The sequence below is a fragment of the Aerococcus sp. HMSC23C02 genome (genome assembly GCF_001806805.1).
In the GTDB taxonomy this organism is placed as follows: domain Bacteria; phylum Bacillota; class Bacilli; order Lactobacillales; family Aerococcaceae; genus Aerococcus; species Aerococcus sanguinicola.
This window is the reverse complement of the sequence record NZ_KV786038.1, coordinates 1-23,156: the sequence shown is the minus strand read 5'-3', so window position 1 is coordinate 23,156 and position 23,156 is coordinate 1. Positions and strand designations below refer to the sequence as shown.

Genomic DNA, 23,156 nt, shown 5'->3' with positions numbered 1-23,156 from the left:
AGCATAGCCCAATCATGAAGAAAAGAAAAAAGAAGTGCTCACAGTGAACACTTCTTTTCTTCTTAAACGTGGAGGCCTGCGCCCGGTCCCAGGGGTAGGTTTAAGACGTACCACGCAACTAGCATGAGCGTCCAAAAGACAAGGAAGGCGATGGAATAAGGGAGCATTACGGAAATGAGAGTTCCTAGTCCTGACTTCTTGTCGTAGCGCTGCATGAAGACTAGGATCATGGCGAAGTAAGACATTAGAGGCGAAATAATATTAGTCGATGAGTCCGCCACCCGGTAAGCCATTTGGGTCAGTTCGGGGGAAAGTCCGAGTTGGAAGAACATGGGCACGAAAATTGGCGCCATAATCGCCCACTTGGCTGATGCCGAGCCAATAAAAAGATTGACAAAGGCCGTTAAAAGAATGAAAGCTAGGATCAAAGGAATCCCTGTTAAACCGACCGTCTTCAAGAATTCAGCCCCTGAATTAGCCAATAAGAGGCCCAAGTTAGTATAGGAGAAGTAAGCAATCAACTGGGCTGCGAAGAAGGCCAAAACAATATAAGAAGCCATCGACTTCATTGAAGCCGTCATAGCGGCCACGAAGTCATCCGATGAGGAAATCTTCTGAGTCTGCCGGCCATAAGCCAAGCCAGGGATAGTAAAGAGTAAGAAGATATAGAAGATCAAGCCATTGTTTAAGAATTCCTGCAAGTCATACTGGCCCGTCGCCTCATTCAAGGAACGAAGGGGGGCCCCTTCAGGAACCATAGCCAGGCCGGATATAACGAGGAAGACAAGCAAAGCAATTCCCGCATGCTTGAGTCCCCGGTTTTCATCTGGAGTCAGGGCTTGGTCATCGTGGACCGCATTGCCCTCGTAGTGGCCCAGGTGGGGTTCTACAATTCGGGTGGATACCCATGTCCCTACTAGGGTTAAAACGATGGTGGAAGCCATGATAAAGTACCAGTTGCCGGTGATTGATACGGTATGTTCAATTCCTACACTGTTCAAAGCAGCATTAGTAATCCCCGTCAGGAGAGCATCAGTCGGTCCAAACATTAGGTTAGCCGAAAAGCCCCCCGACACCCCCGCAAAGGCCGCTGCTAAACCAGCAATCGGATGGCGGCCCGCTCCTGCAAAAACAATAGCTCCCAGCGGAATAACCACCACATAGCCCGCGTCCGAAGCGATATTTGAAATGACACCTGCGAATACCACGACTGCCGTAAGCAGGCTATCTGGAACCTGGGTAACAAGTTTCTTCAGGGCAGATCCAATCAAACCTGTCCATTCAGCCACGCCCACACCGAGCATGGTGACGAGGACCGTTCCCAAGGGGGCAAAGCCCGTAAAATTCGTTGTGGCATGGTTGAAGATGTAGCGGAGGCCTTCCCCACTTAAGAGCGAGACCGCTTCTACAGTCACCTGCTCATTAGCCTTGGCATCGAAGTATTCTGCACTGGCTCCCAGTTCCGCAAAAATAGCGGATAAAACCATTATAACGATAGATAAAATAATAAAGATAATCACAGGATGGGGTAGACGGTTCCCAACCCGCTCCACCCAATCGAGAAAGGACTGGAGCGGCGTCTTCTTTTCTACTTCCATTATTTTTCCTCCTTAGTCGACATAATTTTGCCCATTATAGCACTTCCACGTCTAAATAGCGACTATTCACTAATTTTTTATTAACAAATGATTAAGATGCATTAATGTTTCATAATCCCCTTAATTTAATTAGAAAACAGTGGCCTAGCCCTAAATTCTTTAACACTTAATACAATAATAGGGGAATTCACCTGACAACGCTTTCAATTTATATTATAATAAGTCTGAGCTTGCATCATTATACTATTTAAAGGAGGCTTATTAATGTCTTTTACAAATTTAAAAGAATTAATTGAAACTGCAACAGAAGAGAATAAGAAAATTTACGAATTGATGCTTGAGACTGAATCAGAGTATCAAAAGAAAAGCATTGATGAGTTACGTCAAGCGATGGCTGACCAATTCGATGTAATGGTGGAATCTGTACGCAAGGGAACCAAAGAAGCAGCCATGTCTCAAACTGGGATTACAGGCGGTGACGGACACCGTCTCTACGAATATGTCCATGATGCAGGCATGGATTCGCTGGTTAATCCTGATACCTTAGAAGTAGCTGCTAATGCCATGGCTGTTAACGAGGTCAATGCTGCCATGGGCCGGATTGTGGCTACACCAACAGCTGGTTCTGCCGGCATCCTACCTGCTGTTATCACCCACATGTATGATACAGGCAAATATGAAAAGGATGAATTAGTTAACGCTATGTTCACTTCCTCAGCGCTCGGCCTAACCATTGCCAACCAAGCTTGTATCGCTGGGGCTGAAGGAGGTTGCCAAGCCGAAATTGGTTCTGCAACAGCTATGGCTGCCGGTGCCCTAGTCGAACTCAAGGGCGGAACACCTGACCAAGTCGGCCATGCTCTCGGTCTAGCCTTGAAGAACTCCCTAGGTCTGGTTTGCGACCCAGTAGCTGGCCTGGTTGAAGTGCCTTGCATTATCCGTAACGGCCTCCATGCCATTACTGCTCTAGCTGCTGCTGATATGGCCCTAGCTGGCGTGAAGAGCGTTATTCCAGCGGATGAAGTCATCGGTGCCATGTATGATATCGGTAAAGAAATGCCTGCTTCCCTGCGTGAAACCGGGATTGGTGGCTTAGCTGGTACACCAACTGGTAAGTCCATCAAAGAAGAAGTCTTCGGTTCACGTGGTGAGCTCGAAATGAATACCAAGACCGCCAATTACAAGTCTGCCTATGATATCATCGGCCCTGTAATGGTCGGTCCATCCTCCTCTCACACGGCTGGTGCTGCCCGGATCGGGAACCTGGCCCGTCAACTCTTGGGTGAAGAACCAGAAGAAGTTGTCTTCAGTCTGATGGATTCCTTCGCTAAGACTTACCAAGGCCACGGGACTGACCGCGCCCTAATTGGTGGCGTCCTCGGTTATGAAACTTTCGATCCAAATATTGCAGATGCTGAAGAAATGGCAGAAAAAGCTGGTCTCAAATACCACTTCCTGGAAGCTGACTTCGGCAACTACCACCCTAATACTGTACTTGTTGACCTCTGGGGTGCTAATAATTACATCAGCGTGATTGCTAGCTCCATCGGTGGGGGTAAGATTGAAGCTCAAAAAATTGGTGAATACGACATTAAATTCTCTGGTGAACGACCTACCCTCTTTGTTTACCACAAAGACAAAGTTGGTGTCATTGCAAAATTAACAGACTACCTGGCTGATAAAGGTTTCAATATTTCCTTCATGATGAACCAACGCCAAAAAATCAATGGCCCAGCGATTTCTGTCTTTGAAGTCGATACCGAAGTTTCAGACGAAATTCTAGATGATCTGAAGAAAGAATTCCCAGGCATTGAAAAACTTCAATATGTTAATGTTAATTAGGCATTAGCTTAAGCTGAGTCGAAAGGCTCAGCTTTTTTTGTTTTAGAAATTTTGCTAACAAATCAGACTTGATAAAAAGCACAAAAAAAGCCACGGCTAAACCGTAGCTTCATATCTCTGGAGGCTTAATGCAGTCCCTCCTCAACTCTTGCGGAGCTTTATCCCTCAAGCAATCCCTCAAGCTTTATACTGGAGGGGTATGCTTTCAAAGATTTGTTTTAAATTGACTTCATAAATAATAAAAGAGCCTCAACTGAAGCTCTTTCTCGCACCCTATAGTCGGGTTTGCAAAGGCAGAAAGGGATCCTCTCACACCCTGTTCAGTCGGGTTCGAAAGAGCAGCTTTGGAGTGCTTTCGCAAGTCAGAAACGTGCAAGCGGTGCTTGCCCTTATTCTGACTTACTCCAAGCATCCAAAGCTAAGCGCTCTTTCTCGCACCCTGTTCAATGCAGAAGATGGGAGTCGAACCCACACGTCGTTAGACACTGCCGCCTGAAGACAGCGCGTCTGCCATTCCGCCACTTCTGCTTAATGTATACTAGCTAATTCCTTATCTAGCAACTCTTTTATTGTACGCCTTTTTTAGGAAAGACGCAAGACCTAGCAGTATATTTTTCAAAAAAGAAGAGGACCAACTTGGCCCTCTTTTCATCATGATTTTATTTTTCAAAATCAAGATAGGTGTTAAAGGTATCCCCATGGTCCAAGTCGCCGTACTTGTAACCGCGCTCGAACCAGGCTTGGCGCTGCTTGGCAGAGCCGTGGGTGAAGCTGTCAGGCACCACTTGTCCATAGGCGGCTTCCTGGAGGGTATCATCTCCAACGGCATTGGCCGCTTGGAGAGCCTCTTGGATATCGCCACTCTCTAGTAAGCCTTGATTTTCCGCATAGTGGGCCCAGACACCAGCCAAGTAGTCAGCCTGGAGCTCTAGACGAACAGAGAGCTGGTTGGCTTCCGTCTCTCCCGCAGACTGGACAGCCCGCTGGTATTGATCCATGATGCCGAGTTCATTTTGGATATGGTGGCCTACCTCATGGGCTAGCACATAGGCCATGGCAAAGTCGCCAGGTGCCTGGTAGCGGTTCTTCAATTCCCGGTAGAAAGAAAGGTCGATATACACCGACTGGTCACCCGGACAGTAGAAAGGCCCCGCCTGGGCTGACCCGAAGCCACAGCCCCCAGTTTGCACATGGTCGGTATAAAGGACAAGGGTCGCGGGGTCATAGGACTGGCCTTGGCTTTGGAAGAGTTCTGACCAGAAATCTTCGGTCGATCCCAAGACAGCTGACAGGAAGTCCTTCTCCTCGCTTGAGGCACCGGCCTGCTGGGTCTCCACCTGCTGGCTGGTCTGGGCTTCTTGATTGCTTGTTTCTTGACCTAGGCCGCCCCCTAAGAAGCTGCCGCCGCCAAATAACATCATCAAAATAATGATAATCACAAGCCATTTCCCACCGCCCCGCCTTGACATCAGGAGCAGGCTTAAAAGACCGCCTAAGCCACTGCCACCTGACCGTGACGGCCGTCCCATGCTCTGGCCTCGCCGGTCATCGACGTTCTTACTCCGTCTCAAATCATCCCATTTCATCAGAATCCCCCATCTCTTATGTGCTTAATATGCAAGCCCTTTATTTTACCTTTATTATAGCACGAATCAATCCTAAAAAAGACTAAAAACTACTTGTCATCGCGGCTATAGCGGCGGGCCGCTTCCATATAGGCTTGGATATTTTCTTCTGGCGTATGATAAGGCACACTGCAGCCAGGGCCGAGCAGATAGCCGCCTTCATGGTCAGCAGCTTGGGCGTAAGACTGGGCTACCTGGGCTTCTAAATCTTCTGGCTGGCCTTGTAAGAAATATTTCACCGGATCAATATTTCCAATCAAGCCACAGTCAGGGCCCAAACCTTCCTTAGCCGCTTGGAGGTCAACGGTTTGGTCAGCACTGAAATAGTCAATCCCAGTTCCTGCAATATAGGGCAAGCTCTTGGTACAGTCCCCACAGATATGGAGGGTGACTGACTTACCATAATGGTGGATCCGATCAACAATTTCTTTGGTATAAGGCTGGCAGAACTTCTCGTATTGCTTAGGACTTAAGAGCGCTCCGGAGGCAACCGGATCGGTGAGAGAAAAGCCAATGGAAGGGTTGGCCGCCGCAAAGTCATCAATAATCTGTAACAAGGCATCCGTTACAAAACGCAGGAGCTGGTGGACTTGGTCGGTCTTCTTGCGGGTGGCGCGCAGGAGCTGTTCCGGTGGGTAGAGGCTAGCGGCACTCGTTATCGGACCACTTAATTCATAATCAATGCGGTAGTCCGGCCCCAATTTCTTCTGGATCAGTTCAATAGCCTCATAGTGCTTCTGCTGGTTAGGGTCATTACGAAGACGGAGACGGCCTGCATCGAGTTGGTCAATGGCTGCCAGGTCATCCAAGGCATAGGAAACAATGGCATCTGAACTATCTTCAGATGCTTTAAACTGGCTGCCCAAGGCGTGTCCCATTCCGTAGAGGCCAAAGTTAACCGAGTAATTATCCGGTGCGAATTTTTCGGCAACGGTAATTTCTTTTTGGGCAATATTTTCAGCGGTCATTTCGGATTCGCGGTAGGTCATTCCAGCCAATTTGGCTCCTACCGTTCCGTGAAAGAGCATAATTGGACGGCGATCGACGGCTTGACCGGCTTGATAGGCTTGCAAGCGGTCAACGGATGTCATCGTTTCTGTCATTAAAAATCACCTTTCTCTTGCTTGTTTATTGGATTGAGCTTATAGATGCCCTCTTGCAAGCTCCCAGTCACGAGTCCCTTAGCGGACCAGGTCTCCCTAAAGAGCACCTGGGGAAAATCCTGGGCTGGGGCCAGCTTGGGGCCGCATTCCAGCCAGCCTAAAGCTGCCAAGCCGCGGTAAAGGCCTGGAGACAGGTAGAGCTTGGCTCCTCGCGCTTCAACTGAAGGCAAAAGCCTCTCGACTAAGTCCCTCTGCAAGCCACCAGCGACTTGACCATAGTGGCGGGGGCCTAAGAGCTTTCGATCCCCCGTTGGATCAGCTAGGGCGAGCACGCTGGCCCCCGCATCAAGAGCAGCTTGGCCTACACGAGTCAAGCCTTGAACTAAGGGCGCCATCACTGCCTGGTAACTCGCTGGCTGGCGGCGAGCACATCCTAGCAAATCATTGAAATCATAGAGCTGTTCAGCCAGGGTAAAGGGGCCAGTCAGGTTAAAGCAGATCTTCTCTCCCTTTTGACTGAGTCGCTGGCAGGCCGCCAAGGATGCGGCTAAGGCATTGTCCGTCAGCGGTAGAGCTCCCAGCGGTCCATGGTCTAGCTGGCGCTTGCTTTTGGGGTCTAAGCGGTCTCCCAGGTAACGGTCATGGTAGACCTGGCTGCCATATGCTTCGGCTTCCAGGGAATGGTTAAGAGGCAGAAGACAATAGTTCTGCCGGTAGTACTGACGATATTTTTGGACCAGGGCGGCCAGGCAAGAAGGCCAGTGGTTAATGGTCGTTAAGTCGTCTATACTAGCTCCCAGGACTTCAGCGGGAAAAGGCCGGGCACAGTCCAAAGACCGGGCTGGGACATAGGGCTGACCTTTGTACAAAACCATGGCTAGGCCCAATTTTGCGCCGCTTTTTGGGCACAGGGGACAGCAGTTTCCATAAAGGCCTCCACATTAGCTACTGGGGTATCCACGGGCAATTGGCAGCCCGAGCGAATAATAAAGCCTCTTGGATTGTCCCCTGCTTTGGCAAAACAATCTTCAACTGCCTGGCTAACTTCTTCAGGACTGCCTTGGAGGAAGCACCGCACCGGGTCAACATTGCCCATCAAAGCAATCGCTTGGCCCACTTTTTCCTTGGCTTGGCCTAGGTCAACGGTTTGGTCAAGGCTGATCATATCCACGCCCGTCTCCACAATGGCTTCAAGGTGGTTGCTGATATCCCCACAGATGTGCATCCCCACACAGCGGTCATGGGCCTTAATGAAGTCTACCATTTCCTTAGTATAGGGAAGGACAAAGTCTCGGTATTGCTTAGGGCTAATCAAAGCGCCCGAAGCCACTGGGTCATAGATAAAGAAATTCAAGTCCGGCATTTGAACCGCCCGCTCAATAATTTCCTTCACCCGGTCGGTCACAAAGCGCAAGAGGCGGTGGAGCCCTTCCTTATCCTTACGCGTCGCCCGCAGCATCTTCTCGGCGGGATAGATGCCTGACGCAAGGGTAAACGGCGCGGAAATACAGTAGCAGGGGTGGCATTTTGACCCTACTGCCCCGTCAATCTTATCCAGAGCTTCCAAGTTGATCCGTTGGGAGATATCCCGGTCGAAACTCGTCGCCTCAACCTTCAATTGATCCACTTGGTCTAAGCTCTTGAGGGCATGGTCAGCTACTGAAGGCGCGGACTCACGCGGGCTCTTAATCTTAGACCGGTGGCGGATGGCAAAGTTAACCGAAGTATAGCTCACAGACAAGGCATCTAAAGCAAATTCACGATAGATGGTGAGCTCACGTTTGGCTAATTTATCCGCCGTATTAAAACTCTCCCGGTAATTCATCCCCGCTAATTTAGCGGCAAAACCAGCGTGGCAGAGGGTAATTGGGAGCCGGTCGAGACTTTCCCCAGCCTTTAGAGCCTGCCAACGTTGATTTGCTGTCATTTCTTTCATCATAATCTCCTCTACTTTCTTTTTAATTTTGGAAAAAGTGATGCCCGAGCGAAGACACGGTCATAGTCGTCTAAGCGCGATAATTCAATATAATCAATCCGCCGGGCGAGGGCTTCTAAGCCCTGGGCGGCATCTTGGTCCATCAGGTAAAGATAGGCCCCACTATGGGACGAGTTCCCAATATATGAGAGATGGCCCGCAAAGCCTTCCGGTAAGAGGCCGGTCTTGATCAGACTGGCCTCCGCCAAATGCCGACCAAATTGCCCCGCCACAAGGACCTGGTCGATCTGCTCAGCTTCCAGCTGGCTTGCTTCCAAGAGGACTTCCACCCCTGAGCGAATAGCTCCCTTGGCCAGTTGAACCTGGCGGATATCGTGCTGGGTCAGGCTAACTTGGGAAGCCACTTGGAGAGAGCGTTTACCTTGGTCATCGACTTTGAGATAAGGTCGGCGGGCATCATCTGGGGCTAAAGACTCCGGATCAATAATCCGCCCCCGGTAGCTGATCAGACCCGCCCGCAAGCCTTCCCGGATCAGGGCGAGGACGCCACTGCCACACAAACCTTGGGGCTTTCCTCCACCAATCACTTGGAGGTCAAATTGACCATCCTGCCATAAACATTCCTCAACTGCTCCTGCAGCCGCCTTCATGCCAGATGAAATCATCATCCCTTCCAAGGCTGGCCCGGCGGCACAGGAACAAGACACATAACGGTCCCCATCTTGGACTAACATCTCCCCATTGGTCCCAATATCAATCAAGAGCCGGCGCTTTCCAAGCTCACTAAAGCCAGCCGCATAGGCCCCAGCGACCACGTCCGACCCAATATAGGCCGAAACTGCCGGCAGGGTCATGACCTGGGCCGAGCTAGGAATTTTTCTCAGGCCGAATGCTTTAGCGGAGAGTTGCTGCCCGGAACGAAAAACCGGCAGGTAGGGCGACTGGCCCAGCGGACGCGGATCGATCCCCAAAGCAAGGTGGGTCATAACGGTGTTGCCGGCCAAACTGAGGCCATAAACCGCACTTTCAGGGCAATCTGCTTCCTGGCAGAGCTCATCGATTAAGCTCTGGATGGCCCGTCTAATGGCTTGTTGGAGCTGCTTCAGACCGCGCCCCCCTTCCGTCATGACATAAGAAATCCGGTTCAAGACATCCGCCCCCTGTTGGATTTGCGGGTTGAGGGCAGAAGCCTGGCTGACTTCCTCCCCGGTCTCTAAGTTGATGAGGCTAGCAGCTAGGGTGGTCGTCCCGATATCCACAGCCAAGCCATAAATCCGTGCATCTTCCGCTTGCAGGTCGAGGGCCAGGACTCGGTCATCACAGATAATGGCCCGGTAAGTTTGATTACGCTCGATTTCAAGCCCCTGCCAGACTTGCGCAGGAAAGGATGAAACGTCCAGCTCTTGCACCAGGCGGGTCTCTAAATCTGCCCCCGCTTGAAGCAAGTCCCGGTCCAATTTAAAACTGGCTTGGCGCCAGCGTTTAGGCCCAGTCAGAGCGAGACGGTCTCCCGTGACTAAGATCCGGTGGTCCCTTTCCATATTAAGAAAAGCCAGGCGCAAATCGGATTGAGGCCGCGCCCGGCAGGCTAGCGGATACTTGCCCGCCAGACCCTGGTAAGCCTCAGCCGCCAGCTCACCTTCCAAGAGCTTAAAACGACACTTGCCACAAGTGCCTTTGCCCCCACAATCGCCAGGCACCGGCAAACCGGCTTCGACCAAACAGGCGTAGAGACTTTTCCCTGACGCCGGATCATAGTCTACCACCTGGTCCCAAGCTTGAACCTGAATCTTCACCACAAGACCCCTCCTAATCCTCGCCTTCTCCAACTAAACGTTTGGCTAATTCAACGGCTTCAATGGCATCTTCAGAATAGCCATCCGCCCCAATTTCATCGCAATAATACTGAGAAACCGCCCCGCCACCAATCATCACCTTGAACTGGTCACGGACGCCCCGCTCTTCCAAGCGCTCAATCAAGGTCTTCATCCCTGTCATGGTCGTAGTCATCAGGGCGGAAAGACCAATCAATTCCGCCTCTTCCTCGATGGCCCGGTCGATAAAATCATCCAGTGGCACATCACGCCCCATGTCGATCACTTCAAAGCCACCCACTTCGAGCATGACCTTGACCAGGTTCTTACCGATATCGTGGGTATCCCCCTCTACTGTCCCAAAAATAATTTTATGGCGGGCCTGGCCGCCCTCTTCCTTGCGTTCCAACAAGAGGGGCTTAAAGATAGCCATGGCTTCATTTAGGGCATCCGAACAGATCAGGACATCGGTCACATAGTACTCTTCTTCAGCGAAGAGGACGCCAGCCCGGCTCATCCCATCTACTAAGCCTTCCATGATGGCATCCTGAACATCATAACCTGCTTGGACATACTCCTCAGCTGTATCGATAATCTCTTCATCCTCCATCTCAAAGACCATATCCGACAATTCTTGGATTAATTCTTCTTTTGAACGCATGATTGCTCCCCCTTTATTTCGTCTTCTCTACTATAACACGTTATCGCTTTCACTTGTAAGCTTTTTCATTATTTGCCGATAAGCTCTCCATAGAAAAAGAAGCTAGAACAAAAGCCTAACTTCTTAAATAGATTGTATTTGTGAGAATCCCTTGCCCTTTTGAATTTGTCCCTTGAAGGGTCAACCTCAGCGCTCCGCTCCTGCACAAAGCTTTTGGCAAAAGACTAAGCAACTTTTGTCACAGTGCTTTACCAGACACTAATCCTCCATAGCTTCTGGGACATAGAATTGGATATGTTGGGGGAGGACTTTTATTTGAGCAGGGAGCTTAGGTCCCATATCCCCATCCAAGTCGAGCTGGATGTCTTCTTTGTCGGGGCAAGTAATGGAAAGTTCCCGGCAAGTGAAAGCGGTAATGTTTTCATTCTCATTCAATTGGCCAAAGACCATATCCTTGAGAGCCGACAATTTAGCCCCCAAACCTTCATCCGTCACAATTACGACATCGAATTCCCCATCCTGGAGGCTGACCTTCTTCTTAGAGAAGCGCAAGTTCCCGACCTGGTTGGTTAAGAGAACAAAGACATGGCTGGCCTTGCCTTCAAACGATTCCGTATCCGATTTGATTTGAAGCTCGTGGACTTGGTCATTGGGCAGTGCTTTTACAATATTTTTGGCATAGGCGAGGGTTCCCAGGCGTTCCTTCTCTTCTGAACTCGTAGAAGTCGTCGCATCAATCATCTCGCCAAAGCAAGCGTAATAGCTAAAATAGGTATCATTACACTTGCCGATATCGACGGCTCGAACTTCTTCCAAGTTAATCTGTTCGATACTCTCTTCAATATCGTTGGACATGTTAAAGAGCTGGGCATAGGTATTGTTGGTTCCACCTGGCAGAAAACCCATCTTGGGCCGGTGGTCTTGTTCAGCGATGCCATTGACCACCTCATTAATGGTCCCATCCCCACCGATCACATAAACACTATCATAGCCTTCTTCACAAGCCTGGCGGGCAAAATCGGTCGCATCCCCATCGCCCTCAGTCTCCATAAGCTCTACTTGGTCAAAGTGAGGGGCCAACTTTTCTTTCAATTGTTGGGCGTAAGAAGCCCCTTGGTTATCACCTGATGTGGGATTCACAATAATCATCAAGTTCTTCATAACAGTCTTCCTTTCACATAAATTCTTTTTAGCCTTATTATCACCTGTTTAAATCAAAAAAGCTAGGTTGAACCCTTGGCTAAGCCTTAATAAGTCTTAAAGAAAAAAAGGACAAGCCCTAGCTCGTCCTTTCGCTCCTTATTTCTTATCAGCATAAGCTCCAAAGTTGACATCTTCCATCTGGTCGGCTAAGCGAACTGCATCGCCAATCTGACAAGCAATCCGGTGGTGGGCCATGGTATGGACACGGACAACTTCAATCCCCTGCCGAGCTGCAATAGTAGACAGGGCGGCTGAGGCTTCATCCCGGTTTTCAAATCCTTCCTCAGTTGACACATCCACATTATAGCCGGCTTCTTCCACCATATTCTGGATGAAACGTTTGCGGGAAACACCCAAGAAGATCCAATAGCCTTTATCATGGAGGAGACCCATCTTTTGAATCAAGCTGAGATTCTCTCGCTTGGTCAAACCAAAACCAATGCCAGGGTCTAACATGATCCGGTCATCATCAATTCCCGCTTCATGGGCGCGTTCTAAACTCTTGTCCAAGTAGGCCATCATGACGTCTTCAATTGGCATCTCCTTGAAGGCTGCTTTTTCTTCATCTGTAAAGACTGTTTGGTCCCCAAATTCCGGGAATTTTTGCGAGCCGGGATGGTCAGGCCGAGCGGTAACAGGGTTAAACATCAGGATTGCCCCTGCCTGGGACTGACCCACCACTTCAGCCATTCGTGGATCGCCTAAGAAGCCCGTGATGTCATTAATGATATCGACACCAGCTTCAATCGCAGCCTCAGCGACATCCGCCTTCCAAGTGTCCAGAGAAAGTGGGACATCCGTCACTTCCTTGAGGGCCTTGATCACAGGGACCACCCGATTGATCTCTTCTTCAATGGCGACATAAGTACTGCCTGGCCGGGTCGATTCCCCGCCGATGTCGATCATCCCCGCTCCCTCTTTGATCAATTTCTGGGCCTGGGCGACAGCCTTATCAACGCTATTGTACTGGCCACCATCTGAGAAGGAGTCAGGGGTGACATTGACAATGCCACACAGGATAGTTGGTTCTTGGTCGTTGCTTAGTGTCTTATCATGGTAACGAAAATGGCTAGATCGCATATCAGCTACTCCTCTTCTATTAATTAATGTGCTTTAATGTATTTAACGAGACGGCCCTTACCTTCCTCATCGATCGCAAGGAGGGCAGCATCCCCCTTGTCAAAGTCATGGGAAGAGCCCCCAAAACGACGGAGCCAAGCACTCACATAAGGTTCATGGGCGACAAGGACCAAGGCCTGTCTTTCTTGCATCCAGTCCTTAATAGCCGCTTCTCCTCCTAGATCTGAACTTTCCGCAATCTCTAAATTAGAAGATTGGGCAAGGGCTTCTTGGAAGGCTTGAGCAGTTTGCTGAGCCCGGCTGAGGGGGGAGGATAAGATTTGAATGTTAAAGGGGCTCAAGCGGTCTTCAAATTCCTGGTAACGATCTTTTAGGTAAGCTGCTTCCCCCGCCAACAAGGGCGGATCAGCAGGATTCGCCTCATAATCGGGTCTACCGTGACGGATGATCAGCAAGTAATGAGCAATTGCTTGGTCTTTAGCTTGGCCTTTTCCTGTCGCACTTGCTTTGCTTTCTTCAGGGGCCAAAAAAGATTTCAATGATTGAAAGAATGACATAAATTAGCTCCTTTAGTTGGGTTCGCAGTTGCAGACTTGAAGTGACTTCAGCCAATCGGAATGATCGGCTAAAGCCGCTCTTTTCCGTTTGGCCTCCAGTCATTCAAGTCTGAACGCAACTGCTCTCACCCTGTTTTAGTTGGGTTCGAGGATGCAGAAAGGAGTCCTCTTCAAAACAGTCCGCCGAAGTCTTTTAGACTTCTCTGGACTGTTGATCCAGAGGTCCCTTTCTCCCGCATCCTCTCACACCCTGGTTAGTTGGGTTCGCAAGAGTAGAGTTGAAGTGATTTCAGCTCATCGAAATGTCTGACTAGCGCCAGACTTTTTCGGTGAGCTTCCAATCATTCAAGTCTAAACGCTCTTGCTCACACCCTGGTTTAGTCGGGTTCGACTTGGCAGACTCGGAGTGATTTCACAATTAAGAAACGAGCGAATGCTTCGCTCTTATCCTTACTTGCTCCAATCATCCGAGTCTAACCGCCAAGTCTCACACCCTGTTTAGTTGGGTTTGGTCTGGCAGCTTTCGTGTCACTTCACAAGTCTCCGCCGTAGTCTTGCGGACTACTCTGGTGACTTGCTCCAGTGAAAAAAAGCTAGCGCCAGCCCTCACACCCTGGTTTAGTTGGGTTCGCAAGAGCAGCTTTGGCGTGCTTTCGCAAGTCGGAAACGTGCAAGCCTTGCTTGCTCTTATTCCGACTTACTCCAAGCATCCAAAGCTAAACGCTCTTGCTCTCACCCTGTTTAGTCCGAGTAATTGTCGAAGTAGCCTTGGATGTAGATGAAGGGGGTGCCTTTGTCGCCGCTGCCGCTGGTGAGGTCGGCTAGGGAGCCGACGAGGTCAGTGATTTGGCGGGGGGTGGTGCCTACCGAGCTGTGGTGGGTGTCGCCTTCATTTTCTTCGTGTTTCTTGATATGGTCGCGCATGGCGTCTTCTAGGGCCTGGCCGCTGAGATCGCTGAATTGGTTGTCAGCCAGGTATTTCAGTTTCATCTCATGAGGAGTACCTGCTAGCCCGTCAGTGTAACCAGGGGAAACAACGGGATCGGCGAGTTCCCAGATATGGCCGACTGGATCCTTGAAGGCCCCATCCCCGTAGACCATCACTTCAATTGTCGCTCCAGTTTCTTCAGCAATCTGTGCTTGGAGTTCACGAACAAAAGTCATCGCATCACGGGGGAAGAGTTTCAGCGTGTTTTCACCGGAGAGATTGGCACCCAGTAGCCCGAATTCTTCATTGTAACCTTCTCCCTGGCTAGGTGCTTGGTTGAGAATGTTATCGAGGCTCAAAACCACTGCTTGGTCATCTGCCTTCTTCAATTCACGTTTCAACCGGTCCCGGCTATGGGTGGTGCAGACCAAGACATCCTGGCTGTAATCAAGAATCGTTTCCACCCGGTTAGAGAAGATAATCTCACATTCTGCCCCTTCGCCTTCCACACATTCCTTATAGAGGGCCACATAGTTTTGACCTGTGAAGGGGTGCTTAGGTTGACCAAAAGTTTGGACGAATTCTTCCTCAGTTAATGTCGTCGACCAAGGATTAATATCAGCTTCCTCAAGGGCTTGGTCTGAAATCAGGGCATTGCCCACCTCATCGCGCGGATAAGCGAATTGGATCACCACTTTGGACTTGGCTCGGGCGATGGCTTGGAGAATAGGATAGAAGCGGTTGCGGCTGGTAATCGGGAAGACAATTCCAATCGTATCAGAAGTGAACTTCTTGTTGAGGTCTTCTGCGACCGCATCTAGGCTCACAAAATTACCTTGGGCGCGAGCCAAAATTGATTCCGTTACCGCGATAATATCCTTATCTTGAATCTTAAAGCCTTCTTGGTCCGCAGCTTGAACGAGGGTTGCTTTCACAATTTGGGCGAGGTCGTCGCCTTCTTTAATAATAGGTGCACGCAGTCCCCGAACGACAGTACCTAGCAGTCTTGACATGTTCATCATCCTTTTATCAGTCTATTTTATAAAAAACAATACGTCTCCATGATAGCATGTTTTGCCCTCGCCGTGCACCTTTATTTCAAAAAAAGCGCTAAGCTTCTAGTGCCTTCAAGTCGTCTAAGCTAACTGCTTCTTGAGCGTCATCGCCATCGACATCGAAGCCATTTAGGTTCAGAAATTCGTGCCAGAGCAGGTCATAGGCGGTCAGATCCGTCTTGAAATTATCAGGCGTGATTTCTTTGATAAGGGCTTCCGTTTGGGCCTGTACCTCGGGATCTAATTCCCAAAGATCGGGACGGAGGCGTCCCTTGTCATCGTAGGCTGCCTGGTTGCCGTAGACCATGTCCCGGTAGATCCGGTCCTGGTGCATAATCGGCGTTTCGTGAGTCCCGCGCTCAGCCATCACCTTGTAGAGGGCGATGCAATAAATAGGGAAGAATGGAATGACCGCGCTGGCCTTGGTGGTCACAGCCGTTGCTACAACAACTTGGGCCTTTCCGCCTAAGTATTCTAATTCTTGGTTGATCCACTCTGCCTTCTCATCACAGTCTGCCTTGGCCCGGCCCAAAGTCCCATCTTGGTAGTAAGAGCGGTTGAGGTCACTCCCCAAATAGGAATAAATAACCGTTTGGACCCCTTCAGCCAGAACGTCAGCTTCCTTGAGCAGCTTGATCCAGCCATACCAATCTTCACCACCCATGACTTTAACGGTTGCTTCGATTTCTTCTTCACTGGCTGGCTCTAAGACTTCCTCATAGAGTTCTTCTTTCTGCAGGTTAATATTAGGGCCTACGACTTCTTGGCCGATGGATTTGATCGCTGAATGGTAGGTCTCTCCTGTTTCAGGATCCGTCCGCCGACCGGTTGCCAGACTATAAACGACTAAGTCAACTTTTCCACCGAATTCTTCCTTGATGTAATGAACGACGTCATCCTTCAAGGCTTGGCTAAAGGCATCGCCTACGAAATTTTTTGCCACTAAACCTTCTTTTTCAGCCGCTTGACGGAAGAAGACATTATTGTACCAACCGGGAGTTCCCAAGTTTTTCTCCGAACGAGGTCCCTTATCATAGGATACGCCGATAGTATCTGCCCCTGCCCCGAAGGCTGTGGTAATCCGTGTCGCTAGGCCGTAGCTGGAGGACGCCCCTAAAACAAGGACCTTCTTAGGCCCTTCATAGTGTCCCTGGCTCTTCACATAGTCAATTTGATTCTGAATCTCCTGCTTGAGCCCCATGGGGTTAACGGTCATCAGCACATTGCCTCTTAAGACAGGCTTACTTTCAATTGTCATCTCATCACTCCTGATATTATTTTTCTATTAATTATACACAAAAAAGCTGGTCCTGGATAGTTTTAGGGCCAGCTCGTCACTTCAAGCTTATCGCGGAAAAAGAAGAAATATCCCGCCACCAGGAGGTCCAGAAGCCCCGCCACCAGCATTTCGTGGAAAGGGGTATACTGGTCCACCAGAGCCGCTAAGATGCCTCCCGCTAAGAAGCTCCATAAATTATTCAAATGGAAGGTCAAGCGCCAGATTTCAATAGGATGACGGTTGAGCCAGCGGCCGACCATGACACCAATATCCGTCAACAAGCCCGTCATAATCGTCGTGCGGACCGTAATCCCCCGATAAGAGAGCCGCATACCATTCTGGAAGCCCAGCGAAAAAGCGGTCAAGACTAAGAGAAGGCCAGCTGGCAAATCTAGCCAGGGTGTCGCCAGCCAGAGGAGCCCAAAGCCCGTCAGAATAGCCGTATAGCGCAAGCGGACTGCCGAATCATCATGGGGATAACAGAAGCCACTGAAGATAGTCCCCATGAGAAAGGCAAAGACAACGGACAAGGTCTCCACCAAGGCAAAATTATTCTGCTGGACAATCAATATCGGAATATTGGTCAGCGATCCCGTCTGCCCCGCCAAGGTGGTCGCAAAATGAATAATCATCGTCACATTAATATAACCTGCCAAAAAGCGCAGGAATAAAACCGACCAATAATTCGCTTGTCTGCTTTCGCTTGTCACGTCCCACCCCCTAGGCTAAAAGGTCGCGGGCCAAGTCGAGAAGGGCCAAGGCAATCCGATGCTTGTCAACTAAACAATCATAGACCCCATCTTCGCTCAGCACCTGGTAAGTCAAGTCCTCAGGCATGCCTCCAGCCTCATAGGCATCAAAATCGTCAAACCATTCTTCGCTCCCATAATAAGCTTCGAGGGCCTCTAATTGGGGCTTGATGGCTTCAAATTTAGCCAGATCTTGGTCAAAATCTTCAAAAAAAGATTGAATTTCCTTCAAGTGACTTTCCATTTCTTGGATGCGTTCTATAGCTGGCATTTTTTACTTCCTTTCTGCTGGGCTAGGCAGAGGCTGGAACAAAAGCTCCCTCCTCTTTAAAAATAACGACTCGTTAAGCAAAAATCGCTTCCTATAATCCATAGCCTAAGCGCCTTTTGTCACAGGCTCCTAGGCCTTTTCTCTTTGCCGACGTTCCCGGCGTTTGCGTTCATACTGGCTGCGCAGTTGGCCACAAGCGGCTTCGATTTCCGTCCCGAATTCTTTACGGACCACACAGTTGATATTATTTTGCATCAAGACGTCGAAGAACTTGGTGATGGCTTCTGGCTTGGACCGGCGGTAGGGGTTCTCGGGCACTGGATTATAGGGGATCAAGTTAACATAGGCTAATTTTCGCATGGGTTTGAGAAGGTCAGCCAACTCTTGCGCATGCTCTGGCCGGTCATTAACGTCATCGATCATAATATGCTCAAAGGTCACCCGGCGATTGGTCAAGTCGGTATACTCATAGATGGCATCGAAGAGCTCTTCCATGGGGTATTTGCGGTTGATCCGCATCATGGATGAGCGAACCTCATTATTGGAGGCATGGAGGGAAACCGCTAAGTTGACCTGGATCCCTTCATGGGCAAATTCGCGAATCTTGGGCGCCAAGCCAGACGTTGACACGGTAATATGCCGGGCACCGATAGCCAGCCCCTTGTCATCATTCACAATGCGGAGGAAGCGCATCACGTTGTCATAATTATCGAAGGGTTCCCCAATCCCCATCACCACAATATGGGAAACCTTGTCTCCTTCACCACGGGCATCGAGATAGCGCTGGATGTACATAATCTGGGCCACGATTTCACCCGTCGTCAGGTCCCGCTGCTTGGGCAAGAGTCCCGAAGCGCAGAAACGGCAGCCGATATTACAGCCAATTTGGGTCGTCACACAAACCGACAAACCATAGTGGTGGTACATTAGAACTGTTTCAATCATCGACTTATCGGCCAATTGGAAGAGGAATTTGGTCGTCTTATCCTCAGCCCGCTGAACAATTTCTTCTTTTAAGGGACTAAAGTTAAACTGGTCTTCCAAGTCTTGGCGGAGGCTCTCAGAAAGATTAGTCATTTCTTCAAAACTTCCCACCCGCTTGCGGTAGAGCCACTGCCAAATTTGTTCAGCACGGAAGGCCTTCTCACCCATTTCTACAAGGCGCTCTTCCATTTCCTTTCGCGTCAGACCATAGATTGATTCTTTTGTCATGAACTGTCTTACTCCTTTTTTTTAAATTGCTTCTAATTTTCCTCCCCATTATAACATGACTTACAGGGCAGGCGGGGTCTCTTAGAAAAGTTTAAGCTAAGTAAAAGAAAAAAGAGTCTGGAAGGAAAATCCAGGCTCTCAAAGGACTGACTCGCTTTTATTCTTATCGTTTGTACTGTATTAAGACAAATAAGTCTTCGTACTTAAACTAATCACTAAGCCAAGCATCAGAAGGGCCAAGGCCATCAACACAATAGCGCCGGAAGAGGAAGTGGCGAGTAGCCAACCGCCAACCGTTGAGCCAATCATAATGGAGAAATTAAAGGCGGCGGACTGGAGGGAAGTTGCTACCGCGGTTCCTTGACTAACCTGACGCGTCACTGCCGTTTGGAAGAGGGTGACCAGAGCTCCGAAGCCAAGCCCCCAGAGGACAAAGGCTAAGTGGTGGATACCTGTGCTCGACAGGAAGTAGAAACAAGCCATGGCTAAGGCTGCGCTGGCCAACATGCCTGCACAGACCCAGCGCAGGTAATGATCAATAAAAATACCGGCTAGGACAACTGACAGAATAGAACCGAGTCCAAAAAGAATTTGAGCCAGTCCGATTCCTGGATAATCAATTGCCTTCACTAAGTTCGTAATATAGGTGTAGACCCCATAGTTAGCCACGACAGCTAGAACAGTCAGGAGAACAACTAAAAGGACACCCTTATTCTTCAACATGGTCAGAGGGGAATTCGACCGCGACCGCTTTTCGCCCGGCACATGGGGCAGGAAGATCTGACAGAGGAAGGCAACTAGCGCAATGAAGATAGCCATGACAATGAACTCCAAGTGGAAAGAGAAGCGGGTCCCAATCCAAGTCATTAAAGGCAAACCCAAGCTCATGCCGACTGTTGTCCCAGCCATAATCACAGCAACTGCCTTCCCCTGGTCTTTTGGCTTCACTAAGCTCATTCCGTAGGCTGAAATCATAGGCCAGAGCGCACCGGCACAGATCCCACCTAAGATCCGAGCGAGGACAGCCAGCCAATAAATCGGTAGGAGCCCAATCACGAGATTAGCTAGGCAAAAGCCAATGAGGAGGAGCATGAGGAGTTTCTTCCGGTCCCATTCAACTGTAGCTGAAATAATAGGAATCCCGCAGAAGGCTGAAGCAATGGCATACTGGCCAACAAAGCCACCTGCCTGGGCCTCCGTAATCCCAAACCCTTCCGCCATCTGAGGCAGGACACCCGAGGGCATTAATTCCGACAAGATGGCTATGAAGGTAATACTGGCCATTAAGATAAAGAGCGGCCAGGAAAAACCTGTTCTTTCTTGGTGCATATTCTTTTCGTCCTTTCATCTATTAACTTAAGGTCCATTATAGTTCAGCTGAATGTTTTGACAAGTCCTAAATGCGTCTTTCTCGTGCGAATTGGCGCAAGTATTTATTTCCTCATGTCAATTCAAGCAAAGTCACTGTCCCCTGAATTCTAAGACTTGATTTCAACTATATAAAGCCTTAAGCTAGGTTATAGATATCATGACAGGAGGTAATTAAACGATGTCAAAAAAATTTATCAATGCATGTATCTATAAGCACGATGATGCATCTGAAATCTTAGTTGAAGACGGAAAAATCAAAGCTATTGGGACCGACCTCGGTCAAGCTGACGAAACAATTGACCTAGCAGGCCGCTTGGTACTCCCCCCATATGTAGACTCCCACTTGCACTTGGACTACTACTTCACAGGTCAAGATCCTAAGGTGAAGAATGAATCCGGAACGCTTTTTGAAGCCATTGACTTGTGGAATGACTACAAGAAGGGCACCAGTAAGGAAGAAATGAAAGAACGGATCCGCCAAGCGGTCAAAGACGTAGCTGCTTACGGGACCCAATTCATCCGCGCCCAAACCGACTGTACCGACCCTAATCTCACCGGTATTAAGGCGGCCCTAGAAGTTCGGGACGAATTAAAGGATAATATCACCATCCAAGTCGTGGCCTTCCCCCAAAACGGGATGTTCTCCTATGAAGAAGAAGGCAAGACCGGCCGTGACCTCGTTGAAGAAGCCCTCCAATTAGGAGCCGACTGTGTGGGCGGGATCCCTCATAATGAATGGAGCCGCGAAGACGGTATGGCCTCCATCAAGGAAATTGTCCGCCTGGCTATTAAATACGACAAACTCATCGACGTCCACTGCGACGAAACCGATGACGACCAAGCCCGCTTCCTGGAAATGCTCAATGCCGAAGCCATGAAGCAAGGATATGGCCAAGAAACTACCGCCTCCCACACCTGCTCATTCGGTTCTGTCAACGACGCCTACGCCTTCCGCATGATGGGACTCTTCCGCCAATCCGGCTTGAACTTCGTCTCCTGCCCAACCGAAAACCTCTTCCTCCAAGGCCGCCAAGACACCTACCCTAAACGTCGTGGCCTAACCCGGGTGAAAGAATTTGTCGACAATGACATCAATGTGGCTTTTGGTCAAGACTCGATCGTTGACCTCTGGTACCCAGCTGGTTCCGGCAATATGATGAACATCTTAGACAACGGTATCCACGCCACCCAACTCATGCGCGAAGAAGACTTTCCACGCAATTTCGACCTCATTACCTATAACGGGGCCAAATTAATGCAATTGGAAGACAGCTATGGACTAGACGAAGGCAAACCCGCTAACTTCATCGTCCTCGATGCCCCTAGCGTCTTCGAAGCCCAACGCTGCCGGGTCGAATGCCTAGCCTCCATCAGAAACGGGGAATACCTCTTCGAAAAAGCTCCCCGTGAATACCAAACGGCTTTAGACATTGATCGGAAGACTAAATAAGCCTATTGCATCCAGAAATCAGCCAAGTCCAAGTGAGGGCTTGGCTTTTTTAATCGTTATTTCCCTCTCAAAAAGCCCGTAAAATAAAAAAGATTGGCACTTTATCAGCTGCCAATAAATTTTTTTGAAAAAAAATAGCGAAAAAGACTTGAAATTTTCCTCAGATAGGCGTAAGATATATTTATCGTCATTGAGCGATAACGACACGGACCGTTAACTCAGTTGGTAGAGTAGCGGACTCTTAATCCGTCTGTCGAGAGTTCGAGCCTCTCACGGTCCATTGAAGTGTTTTAGACGATAACAAAATCGCCTAAAAACGTTGATATAATAGCATTCTTCGGAAAGTAAGAAATGCTTAAAAGCGGAACCCTCTAGATTTTATCTAGAGGGTTTTCTAGAGGGATTTAAACATGATTGAAGACTAAAGACGATATTTTTAATCTGCCCCCACCGCTAAATTAGTAAGTAAGCGCCTATTAAGTTAGGTGCTTTTTTTGTATTCATTTTGATTCATCATAACAAGTTTTAACAGGTTGCTGGTATCACTCAAACGCCTAGAAATATGTCAGGTTTTGTCAGGTTCTCACTATCCACCTTTTTCCACCATTTTTAAAATAACATTGAGGTTTTATGAGGTCCTTAATCCTTGTTAGTAACATGTAGCCTTCCCCCTTTTTTGGGGGCCGAAAAGGCTATTTTTTCTTTTTGTGGTGTCCACTTTGTCCGATTCAGCTTTTTAAGGGCGCCGATTCCGCCAACTTTACCGCTTCACTCGATTAGCTCACAGTTATCTAGAGATAGGAATCAACTTATACCAACATTTTAACTCTCTTTTCTAAAGATAATCTAGAGATAGCTCACACGTTTATTTTTTTACGACTAGTTCATCTTCACCTTGCCATAAAATTGCAAAATTTAATTTAGCTTGTCTTAATTGTCGGTAGAAAGAAGATGTTGCATAGCCTTCCCCCATTGCTAGGCCCTCTATGGTCGTTGTCCGTGGCCAAATATAACGCTGGTTAATTCTCCTGGCTTCAATAACGCTAAGAAGGTCTATAGTCTTATGAATGGCTTCAAGTCCTCGCCCTGCTATGTCTCTTAATCCAACCGTCTTAAATATGGTTTCGTCCCCTTGCACCTTCTGGGGACATGGCGCATAGTCATAGCTTGAAATAATTTGCGGGCCAATCCCCATTAGTCGCTTGCATTTGTGATAGTCGTTTAGTACCTCTTCAACATTCTTAATTGTCGCTTCTTCATCTAATTTCACACCTAAATTAATCACACTTACACGCTCCCTATTTATAATTTATTTTTATTATAACAAAAGAGCCAACTATAATTAGCTGGCTCCGTTCATATAAGCGTTATTTGATTAATGGATTCCCAATTCTTCTTTTAGGGCTGTTTGTAGAACACTAG

Annotated in this window: 19 protein-coding genes, 2 tRNA genes and 1 pseudogene; 4 read left to right on the top strand and 18 right to left on the bottom strand. The window is 48.9% G+C overall.

Going from position 1 to position 23,156, the window contains the following annotated elements:
* Positions 1-62: 62 nt before the first annotated feature.
* Entirely contained in the window at positions 63-1,598 is a 1,536-nt protein-coding gene (locus HMPREF3090_RS00115; RefSeq protein ID WP_067975092.1) for an AbgT family transporter, read from the bottom strand.
* Positions 1,599-1,862: 264 nt separating this feature from the next.
* Between HMPREF3090_RS00115 and sdaAA the strand changes: the two are divergent.
* Positions 1,863-2,756 (top strand): annotated as a pseudogene (sdaAA, locus tag HMPREF3090_RS09995) (L-serine ammonia-lyase, iron-sulfur-dependent, subunit alpha); the annotation flags it as partial.
* Entirely contained in the window at positions 2,757-3,440 is a 684-nt protein-coding gene (sdaAB, locus tag HMPREF3090_RS09990) for an L-serine ammonia-lyase, iron-sulfur-dependent subunit beta (RefSeq protein ID WP_305781701.1), read from the top strand.
* A gap of 447 nt (positions 3,441-3,887) precedes the next feature.
* On the opposite strand, the gene HMPREF3090_RS00105 is transcribed toward sdaAB, so the two are convergent.
* From HMPREF3090_RS00105 to HMPREF3090_RS00030, 16 genes are all read right to left on the bottom strand, one after another.
* Positions 3,888-3,968: transfer RNA gene (locus HMPREF3090_RS00105), tRNA-Leu, on the bottom strand.
* A 131-nt stretch (positions 3,969-4,099) separates the two neighbouring features.
* Positions 4,100-5,026: a KPN_02809 family neutral zinc metallopeptidase gene (locus HMPREF3090_RS00100; RefSeq protein ID WP_067975087.1), complete on the bottom strand. Its 927-nt coding sequence runs from the start codon at positions 5,024-5,026 to the stop codon at positions 4,100-4,102.
* Between the two features lie 89 nt (positions 5,027-5,115).
* Complete coding sequence (locus tag HMPREF3090_RS00095) at positions 5,116-6,168, bottom strand: uroporphyrinogen decarboxylase family protein (RefSeq protein ID WP_067975086.1); 1,053 nt, start codon at positions 6,166-6,168, stop codon at positions 5,116-5,118.
* Positions 6,168-7,043, bottom strand: coding sequence for a uroporphyrinogen decarboxylase family protein (locus tag HMPREF3090_RS00090; protein ID WP_143485108.1), 876 nt, complete (start codon positions 7,041-7,043; stop codon positions 6,168-6,170). Before HMPREF3090_RS00090 ends, HMPREF3090_RS00095 begins: the two co-directional genes overlap by 1 nt.
* A 2-nt stretch (positions 7,044-7,045) precedes the next feature.
* On the bottom strand, positions 7,046-8,107 hold the full coding sequence (locus HMPREF3090_RS00085; protein WP_246818683.1) for a uroporphyrinogen decarboxylase family protein: 1,062 nt from the start codon (positions 8,105-8,107) through the stop codon (positions 7,046-7,048).
* 8 nt (positions 8,108-8,115) lie between these two features.
* Positions 8,116-9,903 carry an ASKHA domain-containing protein gene (locus HMPREF3090_RS00080; protein WP_067975081.1) on the bottom strand — a complete coding sequence of 596 codons (1,788 nt, stop codon included), beginning with the start codon at positions 9,901-9,903 and terminating at the stop codon, positions 8,116-8,118.
* 10 nt (positions 9,904-9,913) lie between these two features.
* A complete protein-coding gene (locus HMPREF3090_RS00075) occupies positions 9,914-10,579 on the bottom strand; it encodes a cobalamin B12-binding domain-containing protein (protein ID WP_067975078.1) in 666 nt (221 codons plus the stop codon).
* A 258-nt stretch (positions 10,580-10,837) separates the two neighbouring features.
* The gene (locus HMPREF3090_RS00070) at positions 10,838-11,740 is read right to left on the bottom strand and encodes a diacylglycerol/lipid kinase family protein (RefSeq protein WP_067975076.1); all 903 of its coding nucleotides are present in this window, start codon (positions 11,738-11,740) and stop codon (positions 10,838-10,840) included.
* Positions 11,741-11,878: 138 nt separating this feature from the next.
* On the bottom strand, positions 11,879-12,862 hold the full coding sequence (folP, locus tag HMPREF3090_RS00065; RefSeq protein WP_067975073.1) for a dihydropteroate synthase: 984 nt from the start codon (positions 12,860-12,862) through the stop codon (positions 11,879-11,881).
* 23 nt (positions 12,863-12,885) lie between these two features.
* A complete protein-coding gene (locus HMPREF3090_RS00060; RefSeq protein WP_067975070.1) occupies positions 12,886-13,419 on the bottom strand; it encodes a SixA phosphatase family protein in 534 nt (177 codons plus the stop codon).
* 741 nt (positions 13,420-14,160) lie between these two features.
* Positions 14,161-15,360, bottom strand: a complete 1,200-nt coding sequence (locus HMPREF3090_RS00055) for a coenzyme F420-0:L-glutamate ligase (protein ID WP_070485654.1) — start codon at positions 15,358-15,360, stop codon at positions 14,161-14,163.
* A gap of 97 nt (positions 15,361-15,457) precedes the next feature.
* Complete coding sequence (fabV, locus tag HMPREF3090_RS00050; RefSeq protein ID WP_195852684.1) at positions 15,458-16,660, bottom strand: enoyl-ACP reductase FabV; 1,203 nt, start codon at positions 16,658-16,660, stop codon at positions 15,458-15,460.
* Between the two features lie 62 nt (positions 16,661-16,722).
* Positions 16,723-17,391: a YoaK family protein gene (locus HMPREF3090_RS00045; protein WP_067975058.1), complete on the bottom strand. Its 669-nt coding sequence runs from the start codon at positions 17,389-17,391 to the stop codon at positions 16,723-16,725.
* Positions 17,392-17,401: 10 nt separating this feature from the next.
* Positions 17,402-17,701 (bottom strand): DUF4298 domain-containing protein, encoded by a 300-nt coding sequence (locus tag HMPREF3090_RS00040; RefSeq protein ID WP_067975055.1) that lies wholly within the window; start codon positions 17,699-17,701, stop codon positions 17,402-17,404.
* Between the two features lie 129 nt (positions 17,702-17,830).
* Positions 17,831-18,913, bottom strand: a complete 1,083-nt coding sequence (rlmN, locus tag HMPREF3090_RS00035; RefSeq protein WP_067975052.1) for a dual-specificity RNA methyltransferase RlmN — start codon at positions 18,911-18,913, stop codon at positions 17,831-17,833.
* A gap of 180 nt (positions 18,914-19,093) precedes the next feature.
* Positions 19,094-20,242 carry an MFS transporter gene (locus HMPREF3090_RS00030; RefSeq protein WP_067975049.1) on the bottom strand — a complete coding sequence of 383 codons (1,149 nt, stop codon included), beginning with the start codon at positions 20,240-20,242 and terminating at the stop codon, positions 19,094-19,096.
* A 220-nt stretch (positions 20,243-20,462) separates the two neighbouring features.
* On the opposite strand from HMPREF3090_RS00030, the gene HMPREF3090_RS00025 reads away from it, so the two are divergent.
* Together HMPREF3090_RS00025 and HMPREF3090_RS00020 are read left to right on the top strand one after the other, a co-directional pair.
* Positions 20,463-21,734 carry an amidohydrolase family protein gene (locus HMPREF3090_RS00025; protein ID WP_067975046.1) on the top strand — a complete coding sequence of 424 codons (1,272 nt, stop codon included), beginning with the start codon at positions 20,463-20,465 and terminating at the stop codon, positions 21,732-21,734.
* Positions 21,735-21,941: 207 nt separating this feature from the next.
* Positions 21,942-22,014 (top strand) — tRNA-Lys (locus HMPREF3090_RS00020).
* A gap of 585 nt (positions 22,015-22,599) precedes the next feature.
* Here the strand turns inward: HMPREF3090_RS00020 and HMPREF3090_RS00015 are convergent.
* A complete protein-coding gene (locus tag HMPREF3090_RS00015; protein ID WP_143485109.1) occupies positions 22,600-23,004 on the bottom strand; it encodes an ArpU family phage packaging/lysis transcriptional regulator in 405 nt (134 codons plus the stop codon).
* Positions 23,005-23,156 lie beyond the last annotated feature (152 nt).

Bases quoted from the DNA above. Each gene is read 5' to 3' on its own strand.
- HMPREF3090_RS00115 (WP_067975092.1), bottom strand. From the start codon at position 1,598: ATGGAAGTAGAAAAGAAGACGCCGCTCCAGTCCTTTCTCGATTGGGTG.
- sdaAB (WP_305781701.1), top strand. From the start codon at position 2,757: ATGAATACCAAGACCGCCAATTACAAGTCTGCCTATGATATCATCGGC.
- HMPREF3090_RS00100 (WP_067975087.1), bottom strand. From the start codon at position 5,026: ATGAAATGGGATGATTTGAGACGGAGTAAGAACGTCGATGACCGGCGA.
- HMPREF3090_RS00095 (WP_067975086.1), bottom strand. From the start codon at position 6,168: ATGACAGAAACGATGACATCCGTTGACCGCTTGCAAGCCTATCAAGCC.
- HMPREF3090_RS00090 (WP_143485108.1), bottom strand. From the start codon at position 7,043: ATGGTTTTGTACAAAGGTCAGCCCTATGTCCCAGCCCGGTCTTTGGAC.
- HMPREF3090_RS00085 (WP_246818683.1), bottom strand. From the start codon at position 8,107: ATGATGAAAGAAATGACAGCAAATCAACGTTGGCAGGCTCTAAAGGCT.
- HMPREF3090_RS00075 (WP_067975078.1), bottom strand. From the start codon at position 10,579: ATGCGTTCAAAAGAAGAATTAATCCAAGAATTGTCGGATATGGTCTTT.
- HMPREF3090_RS00070 (WP_067975076.1), bottom strand. From the start codon at position 11,740: ATGAAGAACTTGATGATTATTGTGAATCCCACATCAGGTGATAACCAA.
- folP (WP_067975073.1), bottom strand. From the start codon at position 12,862: ATGCGATCTAGCCATTTTCGTTACCATGATAAGACACTAAGCAACGAC.
- HMPREF3090_RS00060 (WP_067975070.1), bottom strand. From the start codon at position 13,419: ATGTCATTCTTTCAATCATTGAAATCTTTTTTGGCCCCTGAAGAAAGC.
- HMPREF3090_RS00055 (WP_070485654.1), bottom strand. From the start codon at position 15,360: ATGTCAAGACTGCTAGGTACTGTCGTTCGGGGACTGCGTGCACCTATT.
- fabV (WP_195852684.1), bottom strand. From the start codon at position 16,660: ATGACAATTGAAAGTAAGCCTGTCTTAAGAGGCAATGTGCTGATGACC.
- HMPREF3090_RS00040 (WP_067975055.1), bottom strand. From the start codon at position 17,701: ATGCCAGCTATAGAACGCATCCAAGAAATGGAAAGTCACTTGAAGGAA.
- rlmN (WP_067975052.1), bottom strand. From the start codon at position 18,913: ATGACAAAAGAATCAATCTATGGTCTGACGCGAAAGGAAATGGAAGAG.
- HMPREF3090_RS00030 (WP_067975049.1), bottom strand. From the start codon at position 20,242: ATGCACCAAGAAAGAACAGGTTTTTCCTGGCCGCTCTTTATCTTAATG.
- HMPREF3090_RS00025 (WP_067975046.1), top strand. From the start codon at position 20,463: ATGTCAAAAAAATTTATCAATGCATGTATCTATAAGCACGATGATGCA.